This is a genomic window from Noviluteimonas gilva (assembly GCF_009740395.1).
Lineage (GTDB): Bacteria > Pseudomonadota > Gammaproteobacteria > Xanthomonadales > Xanthomonadaceae > Noviluteimonas > Noviluteimonas gilva.
In genome coordinates this window covers 1071325-1082348 of record NZ_WOXT01000001.1, presented here as the reverse complement: position 1 = coordinate 1082348, position 11024 = coordinate 1071325, and the positions used below count along the sequence as shown (strand labels likewise).

General features: G+C 63.8%; 12 protein-coding genes. 1 reads left to right on the top strand and 11 read right to left on the bottom strand.

All coding sequences use genetic code 11. The features are described from left to right. Positions 1-74 precede the first annotated feature (74 nt). From GN331_RS05170 to GN331_RS05155, 4 genes are all read right to left on the bottom strand, one after another. Positions 75-1802, bottom strand: coding sequence for a hypothetical protein (locus tag GN331_RS05170; protein ID WP_156640780.1), 1728 nt, complete (start codon positions 1800-1802; stop codon positions 75-77). Further along, a complete protein-coding gene (locus tag GN331_RS05165; RefSeq protein WP_156640779.1) occupies positions 1802-3259 on the bottom strand; it encodes a D-Ala-D-Ala carboxypeptidase family metallohydrolase in 1458 nt (485 codons plus the stop codon). The genes GN331_RS05170 and GN331_RS05165 overlap by 1 nt, the downstream gene beginning before the upstream one ends. Next, entirely contained in the window at positions 3259-3798 is a 540-nt protein-coding gene (locus tag GN331_RS05160; protein WP_156640778.1) for a hypothetical protein, read from the bottom strand. Before GN331_RS05160 ends, GN331_RS05165 begins: the two co-directional genes overlap by 1 nt. A gap of 64 nt (positions 3799-3862) precedes the next feature. Then, positions 3863-4351 carry a hypothetical protein gene (locus tag GN331_RS05155; protein ID WP_156640777.1) on the bottom strand — a complete coding sequence of 163 codons (489 nt, stop codon included), beginning with the start codon at positions 4349-4351 and terminating at the stop codon, positions 3863-3865. Between the two features lie 77 nt (positions 4352-4428). Here GN331_RS05155 and GN331_RS05150 point away from each other — a divergent pair, with 77 nt between their 5' ends. Next, positions 4429-4602, top strand: a complete 174-nt coding sequence (locus GN331_RS05150; RefSeq protein WP_156640776.1) for a hypothetical protein — start codon at positions 4429-4431, stop codon at positions 4600-4602. Here GN331_RS05150 and GN331_RS05145 read toward each other — a convergent pair. From GN331_RS05145 to GN331_RS05115, 7 genes are all read right to left on the bottom strand, one after another. Next, positions 4582-5127 carry an aspartyl/asparaginyl beta-hydroxylase domain-containing protein gene (locus GN331_RS05145; protein ID WP_156640775.1) on the bottom strand — a complete coding sequence of 182 codons (546 nt, stop codon included), beginning with the start codon at positions 5125-5127 and terminating at the stop codon, positions 4582-4584. The two genes, GN331_RS05150 and GN331_RS05145, sit on opposite strands and share 21 nt — an antisense overlap. Continuing rightward, entirely contained in the window at positions 5124-5339 is a 216-nt protein-coding gene (locus GN331_RS05140) for a hypothetical protein (protein ID WP_156640774.1), read from the bottom strand. The genes GN331_RS05145 and GN331_RS05140 overlap by 4 nt, the downstream gene beginning before the upstream one ends. Then, positions 5336-7957, bottom strand: a complete 2622-nt coding sequence (locus tag GN331_RS05135) for a putative Ig domain-containing protein (RefSeq protein WP_156640773.1) — start codon at positions 7955-7957, stop codon at positions 5336-5338. The genes GN331_RS05140 and GN331_RS05135 overlap by 4 nt, the downstream gene beginning before the upstream one ends. Beyond that, a complete protein-coding gene (locus GN331_RS05130; RefSeq protein WP_156640772.1) occupies positions 7954-8601 on the bottom strand; it encodes a phage adaptor protein in 648 nt (215 codons plus the stop codon). Before GN331_RS05130 ends, GN331_RS05135 begins: the two co-directional genes overlap by 4 nt. Next, positions 8601-8891 (bottom strand): hypothetical protein, encoded by a 291-nt coding sequence (locus GN331_RS05125; RefSeq protein ID WP_156640771.1) that lies wholly within the window; start codon positions 8889-8891, stop codon positions 8601-8603. Before GN331_RS05125 ends, GN331_RS05130 begins: the two co-directional genes overlap by 1 nt. A gap of 63 nt (positions 8892-8954) precedes the next feature. Beyond that, positions 8955-9938 carry an SU10 major capsid protein gene (locus GN331_RS05120; RefSeq protein ID WP_156640770.1) on the bottom strand — a complete coding sequence of 328 codons (984 nt, stop codon included), beginning with the start codon at positions 9936-9938 and terminating at the stop codon, positions 8955-8957. Positions 9939-9953: 15 nt separating this feature from the next. Further along, entirely contained in the window at positions 9954-10889 is a 936-nt protein-coding gene (locus GN331_RS05115; RefSeq protein ID WP_156640769.1) for a hypothetical protein, read from the bottom strand. Between the last annotated feature and the right edge of the window lie 135 nt (positions 10890-11024).

Genomic DNA, 11024 nt, shown 5'->3' with positions numbered 1-11024 from the left:
TCGCCATTGGGGTGGCCGCCTTCCTGGCGGACCTACGCAGGCGCTATCACGAGGGGCTTAAACCCTTCGATGGCTCATTTACGTTTGCGCGTGTCCTTTCGCTTCGTCTCGGTAGCCGCAGGGGTCGCAGCGACGCCGCCAGCACGGACGATGGGAGCCAGCGCCTTGCGCGCCTCCCCGCGCCCTTCAGCGAGCAGCAGACGAGCGAGGAAGTCGCTGTCCAAGCCCTTCTTGACCGCGCTGCCGCCCAACAGGGCTGCGAGGGTCAGCGGGAGATTGGTGGCACCAGCGGCACCCAGCAGGACCGGGGAGAGCCGTTCGGCCGTGCCTGAGGACGGCGGCTCTTTGATGCGCTGACCGATACGGGCCAACTCGCCCAGCTCGCCACGGCCACCGGAAGCCATCGCCTCCTTGCCTGCATTGTTCGCGTTGACGCGGCCCATCAGCGAAGCCGGGGAGATCGGCCCACCATCACCCTTCGCCACGAGATCCCGCAGCGTCTTGCGGTTGCCGTACTGCTGTCGCAGGGTCTTCCACGCAGCGGAGTCGGCAGGCGTGATCGAATCATCCATCGCGCCGCGCATCGCAGAGCGAATCTGGCCGACGAAGTGCGAGGCAGGCGTGCCCAGCTTGGTGACTTGGCCGAGCTGCGAGTCCAACGCCTGATAGGCGCGACCGGGCATCCCGCCCATGAGCGCGGACGTGGTGCCGTCCTGTGCGCCGCCCTCCACTCCTGTCCCCAGCCGCGCGTAGATCGAATCCAGCGCGTTCCCAACGGCCTTCTGCGCGTCGTCGCCAGCAAGGGCGGCTTCGCTGCGGATGGCCTCCAGGCGCCGCAGGAGGTCCGGAGACACGTCGAGGCTATTCCGCCCCGTCAGGTCTTCGAACTCGCGGCCCATGCGCTTCTTGGCCGCCGCATAGACCTCGGGCGTCACCACGTCCGCGTCCTCGCCAATCGTCTTGGCAAGCTCGCGGTTGAACTGCGCGATCTGTTGTTCGGTCTTCTTGGAGCCACCGATGATTGGCATACGCTCCAACTGCGACTGAATGAACTTCAGCGCCTTGGAGTCGGAAAGTTGCGCCGGGGTCAGCGTGATGCCGTGCGACTTCGCCAGCTCGTACAGCCTGCGCGTCTCTTGCGGAATCGCCTTTGCGGCACGCTCGCCCCAGCCAGAGAGCGCATTGCCCGCTTTGCCGCCGATCCAAGCAGCGCCAGCGCCAATCCCGGCGTTCGTCAGTCGGCTTTCGTCTTCAGCAACAGGCTGCAAGCCACCGTAGAGCGCGCCAACCGCCATCGCGCCCTTGATGCCCTTACCCATCGGCCCAGCGGTCAGCGCAACGTCACCAGCGAACCGGCCCGTATTGCCTGCGGCCGTAGACTTCACGGTCGCATCGTTGAACTCGCGCGCCTTGGATTCCATCTCGCGCATTTGCGGAGTGTCGCCTTGCACCAGACCGCCGATGCCACGGATGGCGCGGTCCACGGGCTCGCCAAGACCGATGGCGGCCTGCTGATACCACGGCATCTGTGCGTAGTCGCGCGCGGACGATTCGGTACGCCACTTCTCGTAGTTGGCGCTGGCGTTCGGGTCCGACTCCTGCAACACGCGGAAGGCGTTCGGGTCGGTCGCTGCGACGTTGACCGAGCCTTTCACCCCGCCGAAGTCCGGCTTCGCAGGCGCAGCAGCGGGCGCTGCCGTTCGCATGGAACGAATCGCGCTTGCCAACTGGCGCGCATCATCCACATTGCCCGCCGCGTCGGCCTTGCGAAGCGCGGCTTCCAACTGCTCGACGGTCGCCATTACTTGTATTTGTCCAGAAGGGCGTCGATGGAGGAGTCTTGCGTGTTCGTCTCTCGCGGCTGGATGTTCGCGGAGCTGCCGCCGTTGTCCTCAAGGACCGCTTGGTAACCGTCGCGCGTTGCCTTGACGAGCGCTTTCAACTGCGCCAATTGGTCCTTCGTTACCGACTCGTACTCACTGCGGCTCGGGTTGGCGAGCTGTGCGAGCTGCGTCTCGTAGTCGGACATGGCGCCTTCGCCAGGCGTGCGCGTGAGCTTGCGCACCATGCCTTGCAACAGCGAGACCGCCGCATCGAATCGCTTGCCGTCCTCGGTCGGCAGATACTTGCCGACATAGGGCGTAGCCGAGAAGGAGTTTTCCAGCGGTTGGAACGCGTTTTCCACGAGCGAGAGCTGGTGTTCGATGGCATTCAAGTCGATCAGCTTCAGCTTGGCGGTGTTCGCCTGCTTCAACATCGTGGCCGACGGCTTGCCGCCGCCTGTGTCGCCAATGACCATATTCCTGAGCTGATCCGGCGTCGCGCCCATCTGCTGCGCGAGTTGCAGCTTTTCCATCATCGCTGAGGGCTGCTGCGTCTCCGACTTCGGAGGCGTGTAGCCCAGCGGACCCTGCTGCGCGATCTGTGCGCCACGCGGGAGCTGCGTGTGCAAGTGGTCGCCTTCGTCAATGACGGAGAAGCCCATGCCCTTCGCTGCTTCCATGTACGAGCGACGCATCGCGGGGTCGCCGATGACCACATCGCCCGCAGTGCCGCGAATGTGCTGGCTGTTCGGAACGCCGCCAACCTCGCGGTTGTGTTCCGGCGTCCGGACCATGCTGGAAATCTGCCCGCCGAATCGACCAGCAAGCTGCTGGATGGCTGCCTGCACTTCCTGCGGATTGCGCGGAGTGCCGCCACCGTAGTTTGGCTGCGAGAACTCCGCCGAGCGCGGGTTGAACAGCATCTGCTGCGAGCCGCCATCGCCTGTGGGCACGTTCGCAAGCTGCGAATTGACCGGCGCGAAGGGCTGCGACACGATCTGGCGGCCCGAGGCGTCGTAACGCGCGGAGCCAGGCGCCAGCGTGAACTGCTCGGCCTCCTTGCCACCCGCCATCTGCTGAATCATCGGCAGGAATTTCGGGTCGTACTGATCCGGCACCGGAATGCCGGTGATCTTGCGCACTTCGGCCGCAAGTTGCGGATACGCCTGCACCTTCATCTCGTCAGGCATGGAGGCGAAAATCTGCGCGTGCTGGACGATTTGCTTCCTGCGGTCGTCGTCCATGCCGCTGAACTGCTGCCGCGCGGCCATTGCCTGCTGCGGGTCAATCGCCATCGCCTCGCCCAGCGCAGACTCGCGCTGATCAGGGTTCTGGTACGCCTGCGACAGCAGCAGCGCCAGCGTCTTCTGCTTCTTGCGCTCGCGGCCCGCATCAGCGATGCGCAGGCCGTCCATCGCCATGTCGTAAATGCCCATTAGGAGCCCCGGTTGCTGTTCCAGTAGGTGAAGGCGTTACCGAGCGCACCAGCGGTCTGCTGCCAGTTCTGGCCCTGCTGTGCGTAGGACGAAGCGCGATTCGCACCGTTCTGCATGATCGCGTTGCCAACAGCGTTGGCGCCTTGCTGCCCCATCTGGCCGACGTTGGCGACGGCTTGATAGCCCTGCCCCGCCTGCCCCGCGAGCTTGGCCCAATAGTCGTTCATGCCCTGCGCGGCCATGCCTTGCCCGTATTGGATCGTGTCGGCCGTGTGACCGCCCGAGTACAGGCCACCACGCGCAGCCGCACTGCGATCCAGGCCCTGCATCCCCTGATCGAAGCGAAACTTGTAATCGGGCGAGTTCATAAAGCCCGAGTAGTCGCCGTTGAGGAAGTCGTTCTGACGACCCAGCGCGCCATAAGCAGACTGCATGAACGGCAGGTTGTCCGCGCGGTTCTGCGCATCGCGCTGCTGCTGGTACCAAATGTTCATGTACGTGGCGTCGCTCGACGCATCCGCACCCTTTTTTGCGGCCATGTTTGAGCCGACCGCGCCGATGACGGCACCTGCAATTACGCCCCAAGGCATCCTTGCCTCTCCCTTATTCCGGCTGAAGCCAGCCGCGTTCCATCAGTTCATGTACGACTACCGGGTCCATCCCGTAGTCGCGCGGTTCAATTCGCATCTCACGCAGCAAGCGGTAGCGCGCACTGTCGAAGGGAATCCCCGGCAACAGGTGCGACCAAATCTCTTTCGCCTTGTCCTCGTTCCAGAGGTCAGCGAATGTCCAGCGCTTGCCCTTGGCCTTCGCAAACGCGCCACGGATGCCGTTCGTGCTGGGAAGCCCCAGCTTCTTGAGGCACTTGTCGCACTCGTCCGCATCGCGTTCGATGATCGCGACGGGGCAGTCGAACTGCTCCAGCCACTTCGGCATGAGGTAGGCGCCCGTGCAGCTGATCCCGAGACGCTTCGTGCCGCCTTCCCAATGCTCGGGAAGCTGCTTGGCGAACGGGTCGTGCAGGCAGAGCGTGCGGTCGGTGGTCAGCCAGTTTGCGAGCCATGTCGTGCCTGAGCGCGGAAGGCCCAGCACGATGAAATCAACACTTGACATTCGCTAAACCGCCCTCAGGTACACTTTTGCCAGCATGGCTTTCACGGGGAACCGCAATGTCTGAACCCGACTTTGTTGCCAAGAAGTCCGGCGAGTTCTGGACGATCCAAGTCGCCTGTGGAACTGGCACACGCGACTACGTAATCCGCATGAGCGACGGGGCGCTTTTTGAGCTTCCTGACGACCGCGTGCCGTTCGTGGTTTTCAAGTCACCGAACGCAAACGATTAACGAAATCCGCTCACGGGCCGACTGATTCGGTACCCAATGCGTCACATCGTTGCGGAACTCAAACACGTCACCGTCCACGGTGCGCAGCTCGCAATCGTCGAAGCAGAAGGCTTGGTTGTGGTCGGCCTTGATCGACACGCAGAACTTGCGGTAATGCGAGGCGTGCCAGCCCGAGTCGATGTGCGGCTTCACCTGGCCGCCCGGACGAATCCGCGTGAGAAGCACGCCGCCCAGCTTTTCAGCCTTGGCGAAGCGCTGCACCTTGCGCGCGAGTGACCACGCGGCGGGGATCTTCGTGATGCTCGGATACCACACGCTTGCGTGCGGCTCGTTGAACGCCGCCATGTCGCCCGTGAAGTTGCCGAAGTCGTTGTAGCGGCACCACACGTCCGACACGTCACCATGCGGACCTTCGTAGATCGTCGTGCGCTGGCGATGCTCGTCCCACAGCTCGGGATGCGCGTCCAACTGCCCTTGCAGCGGGCCAACGTCCCAGCCGGAGGCGACAAGCTGGATGGGCTTCACTGACCCGCAGGCTCCGTCTGCATGTAGGCAGCCATCAGGTTGGCGCGGAAGTCGCCCGTCACCCGAATCTTAAACACGATGTGGTGTCCGATGCCCCAGCGACGCAGAATCAGGCGCTTGACGAACTCGCCCGTCTCACCCGCTGCAACAAGGCGCGGATCGCTGAAGGTGTGGCCGCCATTCTTGCTAACCGACACTTCGATCTGGTTCACGAAACGTCACCCACGTAGACATACGTTGTGGAGGTGCCGAAGCACGCGAGGTCGCCCGTGGCGTAGCCGTTCGCGCCGCCCGCATAGACGCCGTTGCCGAGGTTCAGCGTGGTGAGCTGATTCGTCCACGAGCCGCTGGTGCCATCCGGCGAGGTGTTGACCCCGGAGCCAAGCCCCGCGATGAAGTGGTAGCCGTTCGCCAGCACCTTGTTCCCGCCCGAATACGGCGTTGCGAACGAGGAACCGCTGTTGGTCGAGCGTGCGACGTGTTGAACAGAGCCAACCAAGCCGCCCACCAGCACGGTCGTGCCGAGCGCCGCCACCGAGATGGAGCTGGTAAGGCCCATCGAAATGCTGGTGAACGTGCTGAAGTCGTTGGTGCGCAGCAACTTCCCGTTGGTCGTGCCAAACAGGTGCCAACCATCCGAGGTCTCGGCGTGCGAGCAAATGCTGACGTTGTTCGCGCTTGGCGCGATGCCCGTGTCGATGGCTGCGAATGACGTGCCGTCCAGCGACTTGCGCAGCTTGAGGTTGCCCGAGGTGCCGCGATGCTCCGCGACATACAGGGCGCCACCGATGACGAAGGCGGACTGGCCGAGGCGGCCAGGCTCCCACGTGATCGTCTGCGGGACGAATGCGCCAAGCGTGCCTTTCGCCATGCGGCCCACGCCGCTCCACGAGCCGAAGACGTACCAATCGCCAAGGAACTTGACGATGCCGGTGATGTCGGCAGTGGACGAGTGCGCCGCGTGGTTGATCGTCCACGTATCGCCGCGATCCGTCGAGTACGACACGCGGTTGTTGTCGTGACCAATCGCGATGGTGTCGCCGTCGATGTGCGACGAGTACATGGCAAGCGTCGCGACGGGGCTCTTGGCTTCCCAATTGATGATCAGGCCGCCTACGTCTGCCGTGTCGGCAAGATCCACGGTCTGCGCCGCGCTATCGGTCGCGCGCACGGTCCACGAGTTCGACGAGGCCGTGGTGTACGTACCCGTCACGAGGCCGCCAGAACTCATGGACGTGCCCGCAGGCAGCGTGCCGCTCTGGATGGCGTAGGTGTACGGGCCAACGCCACCGGAGGCCGTGTATTGCGTCGAGATGACCGTGCCGATGGTGCCGTCCGGCACGTCACCCGTAAGCGACAGACCCGCAGCGGTGACGGAGTTGTCCGCAAGGTCGGCCGTGTCGCCGCGATTGTCGGTGACGCGGACGGTCCAGTTGTATTCGCCAGGCGTCGTGCGCGTGCCGGAGACCACGCCGCTGCTGTCCATGCTCAGGCCCGCAGGAAGCGCGCCAGAGACGATGGAGAAGGAATGCGGATACACGCCGCCGGAGGATTGGTAGGCGTAGATGACTTCCTGCCCGGAGACGCCGTTGGGCAGGTCGCCTGTGATGCGCAGGGCAGCCAGCCACACGCGCGGCGGCGGGAAGGATGCGCTGTTCTTGCCCGAGTCGAACTGAAACATGACCGCAGGCACGCCGAAGCGGTTGCCCGCGTTGTGCATGGGCGGGAGCGTGATCTCGCGGATCAGCTCGTCGTCGCCTTCGGTGCAGAGGTTCCAGTCGAGGAAGTACAGCGCGCCGTTCGCGTAGTCGCCCGCGATCCAGCCCGTGTTCCAGCGCATCATGTCCGACATGCGCCAGAAGTCGATGCCTTCGGACACACGCTGGTGCCACTCACCCGTGGCAACGTCGTAGCCCCACGTCTGGCCATCGGTGAAGGTGACGTACCAGACCTTGTGGCCTTGGTCTTCGAACGTGAAGCTGTAGCAGTCGGCCAAGCTGCACCGACTCCACGCCTGCTCAATGCCGTGCGTGGTGATGCGAACCGGCGTGTAGCCGTCGAGGCGATAGCCGGAGCCATCGTTGCCGACGAAGTAGAGGGTGTTGTCGAGTTTCGCGACGCCGAACGTGGACGGGCAGCCGATTTCCAGCTCCGTACCGTCAACGCGCTGGAACGTGCCCGTTGCCGCGCCCGTGTTGCGGTAGAACTCCGTCGATCGCTCGCCGAACACGACCCACTCGCGGTGCGAGGAGCGGCCAGTGACGATGCGGTCTGGTTGCGCTTCGGCTTCGGCGCGGTCGATGGTGTTGTACGAGCCAGCCGACGCAAGGTCCGACCAGAACCAGAAGCGCCCACCGGACTCGACGCCCATCATGTAGCCGTCGATGAAGTCGAAGACCTTCGCGCCGCTGAACCCGTCGTCGGTGATCTGCGTCAGCGTCTGCGTCTTGGTGTTGTAGATATAGCCGGACAGACCGTTGGCGATGGCAACCTCGTTGCCACCCGTGATCTGGTTGTGCGAGATGGACACCCGGTTGACGCCCGGAATCGTGCCGCGTGCGGTGACTTCGCCATTGACGGCAATCGTGTAAAGCGTCTGCCCGCAGACGATCAGGCCCAAGCCTTCGGCGTTGTGCATCCCGCGAATCGGGTTGTCGGCCTGCAAGACCGTGAACACCGAGGCGCCAGGGCATTGCTTCGCCATGACCGGCGACAAGGCACCCGTGCGCTCGGCACGGACCGCCATGTAGTTGATCCAGTTTTCCGGACTCCACGGCGTCACGTCATCGCGGTTGGCGCCGCCACCGAAGGAAAACGGCACCCACTTCATCGTGCGCGCATCCGCAGCGGGCTACCGCCATAGACGCGCATCGCTTCGGCATGGTTCGCGCCGTCAGCCAACTGCCGATAGCGCGTCTCCCACGCAGCACCCTTCTCGACCATGCCGAGGAACAGCGCGGCTTCAAACAGGGCGGCGTAGATGAAGAGAGCGGGATAGCGGGCAAGCGTCGTGGCGTCGCCCCAATCCACGTCGGGGAGGTCAACGAACGTCGCAGGCTTCGCGTAGTAGCTGCCCAGCGCCGTGCCGGAGGCAACGGGCCAGAAGCGCAGCGTGTCGCCGTCCTGCGCGCATACACGCGCCTGTGCGCCCGTGGAGCTACCGTCAGCCTCAAGCGCACGCAGGCGGTCCAGCGGAATGACCTCTAGCGGCGGCTCGCCACTGAAGAACACTTCCTTCAGCTCAAGCAGGTCCGCAGGCAGTGCGGCTGCATTGCTCGCCACGGCGACGGACAGGTCCGACACCATCGACGACGCACGCAGGCCGGGGGTCAGGCGGTCGCCGGAATACACACGGTCCTCGCCCAGCCCGATAATCAGGTCAGCCGTGTTGTGGCTGAAGGTCGTGGCGAGTTCGTCGCCTTCGATCAGCCAAAGCAGGCTGTTGCGGAAGGCGGTGTAGGAGGCGAACTGCATCAGACGCGCCCCTTCCACACACGCGCATAGGAATTTTCGGGGTCATTGAGAATCCGGCGAAAATGCTCCGGGTTCCGCATCGCCTCGTCCCACTTCACGCCGTTCTTGTCGCAGTACTGCTGCAACATGAAGGGCGTCACTTCGCCGAGATAGCGCATTTCAGACGAGCCGAAGGCGCGCTCGTTCTGCATGGTCTTGCAATGTTCGATGACGGCCTTCTCGGCCTCCACGCTCGTCTCGTGGACAATGACCATCCGGCCCCACTCGTCGTATTCGATCCGGCCAGCCATTCGCCTCTCCAAAAGAAAAGGGGCGCCCCGAAGGACGCCCCTGAGTTGCCGCAGTTGTGTTGCTTACGCGCCCGTGGCGGTGATGTCGCGGTACGCGCCGAGCGCCTTTTCTTCCTTCACGATCAGCGTGCATTCCGTGAGGATCAGGTGGTTCTCGGCGTCGCCCACCTTCGCCAGCTGCTGCGACTGGAACGGACGCAGCACGCCCAGCTCGATCTGCTCGGGGTCGATCAGGTAGCCGGTGTTGGCAAGGCCCGCGTTGGTGACGGTCGTGCCCTGGCCCATCACGCGGTTCGGCACGATCTTGGTCTCGCCGAAGTCGTGGCCGTAGACCGAGAACGAGGTCTGCAAGCGGACCGCCTTGCTCGACACGTCGTTGAAGCGCGTCACGTTGCCGGTGAAGGCAGACACGATCTGCTTGTGGGTCGGCTTGACCATGAACACTTCGGCCTTGCCGCCGCTGTTGTACACCTTCAGGATCAGCGACTTGAAGACCGCTTCCGTCAGCGCACGCAGCGTACCCGCGACCGGCGCGGTGTTGGTCGCGATGACCGGGGCAGCCGGGGAACCAGCGACGCCCAGCTCGTTGTTGGTGGCGACCCAGCCGTACAGGCCACGCATCTGGCGAGCGGTCGAAGCGTCACCGGCAACGAACGCGCCGTTGTCGAGGGACGCCCACTCAATGTCCTTCTTCAGCTCGACCATCTTCTTCGCCTTGAGGCGAGCCGTTTCCTTGTCGCGGCCGTACTTCGCCACACGATCAGCGGTGCCGGTGACCGACAGCGTGTCGCTGATGATCTGGCACTTGTTGCTGAGGCGTTCGGGCTGCGTCTGCGCGGCGTAGGTCGCGTCAAGACCTTCGACCTTGGCATTCGCGGCCGGGGTGCGCAGCGATTCGCGCAGCCATTCGGGCGTGACCGAATCGACCGAGCGGCGGCCGATCATGGAAACGAACGGGGTTTCTTCGGGGCTGACGCGATAGATCTTGTCGTCAACCTCTTCCTTCATGCCGATGACCGTATAGGTCTGGAGCATATTGGTAGGCATTGTGAACTTCCTTGTTTAGCGCAGGAACTCGGCGAGCGAGTCGAGGCTTGGGTTCTTGTTGAAGGCGGCTTCGCGCTTCATGCGCTCTGCGACCTTCCCGGGTTGGTTTTGTGCGGAGGGTTTCGCCACCTTCGTGACGGCCTTGGGCGTCGGCTTGATCTCGGCCTTCTTCGCCTGGATCGCGTCGAACTGCTTGGCCTTGTGCGCCAATTCCCACAGCCCTTTCTGCACGAAGGCCACGTCAGCGGTGCGCGGGTTGAGCCCGTAGCCGCCGAGGTACTTCGCGTACTCCTCCAGCATCGTTTCGTTCCAGCCGGGAAGGGTGTTCCGCAGCGCTTCTTCGGTCTCGTTGGCAGTCGAGTCGATCCACGCTTGGCGTTGCCGCTGCGATTCCGACTTGAGGTGTTCAACGGCCTGCAATGCCTGCTGCAACTGGCCCTGTCGCTGGTCGTACAGGTGTTTCTCTGCGAGGTAGCGCGCGGCGTCTTGCTGGGCCAGCGCGATGTTGGGCGGCTCGCCAACCTGCGCCTGCGCGAAGTGCGCAATCGCGGTCAAGCGGTCGATCTGCTGCTCGCTGTACTGCTCGTTCTGCGTGCGCAGCTCGTCGGCGCGGGCGCGATGGGCTTGTGCCTCGTCGCGTTCCTTCGCCAGCGCCATCGTCTTGGTGCTGTAGTCGAAGCCCTTTTGGGCCATTTCGACCAATTCGGACTGCTTGAGGGTCACTTCCTTGCCATCGTGCTTGATGGTGAAAGTGGGTTCCTCGCCCTCTTCCTCTTCGGTCTCTGCGGCCTCTTCTTCTTCGGCTTCAACCTCTTCGGATTCGCCGGAGTCCTCTTCCTCTTCCGACTCTTCCGGTGCGGCTTCGCTCGGCTCCATCGCGTCAGCAATATCGTCGAGCGTCACAACACCTTCGGTCGGCTGGCCCTCGGGGCCGTCACCTACCACATGCATGGGAACATCCTTGTCATACGCCGAGGCTCCATTGCCTCGGGATTCCCGCTAGGCGGAAATGAAAAACCCCGCGCTTGGCGGGGTCTGTAATGTGGAGTCACGTATCGTGGACAAACCGGCGGCCTTGCACCGCAG

Coding starts and splice junctions, on each gene's coding strand:
- GN331_RS05125 (WP_156640771.1), bottom strand. CDS start 8,891: ATGGCTGGCCGGATCGAATACGACGAGTGGGGCCGGATGGTCATTGTC.
- GN331_RS05170 (WP_156640780.1), bottom strand. CDS start 1,802: ATGGCGACCGTCGAGCAGTTGGAAGCCGCGCTTCGCAAGGCCGACGCG.
- GN331_RS05115 (WP_156640769.1), bottom strand. CDS start 10,889: ATGCATGTGGTAGGTGACGGCCCCGAGGGCCAGCCGACCGAAGGTGTT.
- GN331_RS05150 (WP_156640776.1), top strand. CDS start 4,429: ATGTCTGAACCCGACTTTGTTGCCAAGAAGTCCGGCGAGTTCTGGACG.
- GN331_RS05135 (WP_156640773.1), bottom strand. CDS start 7,957: ATGAAGTGGGTGCCGTTTTCCTTCGGTGGCGGCGCCAACCGCGATGAC.
- GN331_RS05160 (WP_156640778.1), bottom strand. CDS start 3,798: ATGGCCGCAAAAAAGGGTGCGGATGCGTCGAGCGACGCCACGTACATG.
- GN331_RS05120 (WP_156640770.1), bottom strand. CDS start 9,938: ATGCCTACCAATATGCTCCAGACCTATACGGTCATCGGCATGAAGGAA.
- GN331_RS05130 (WP_156640772.1), bottom strand. CDS start 8,601: ATGCAGTTCGCCTCCTACACCGCCTTCCGCAACAGCCTGCTTTGGCTG.
- GN331_RS05165 (WP_156640779.1), bottom strand. CDS start 3,259: ATGGGCATTTACGACATGGCGATGGACGGCCTGCGCATCGCTGATGCG.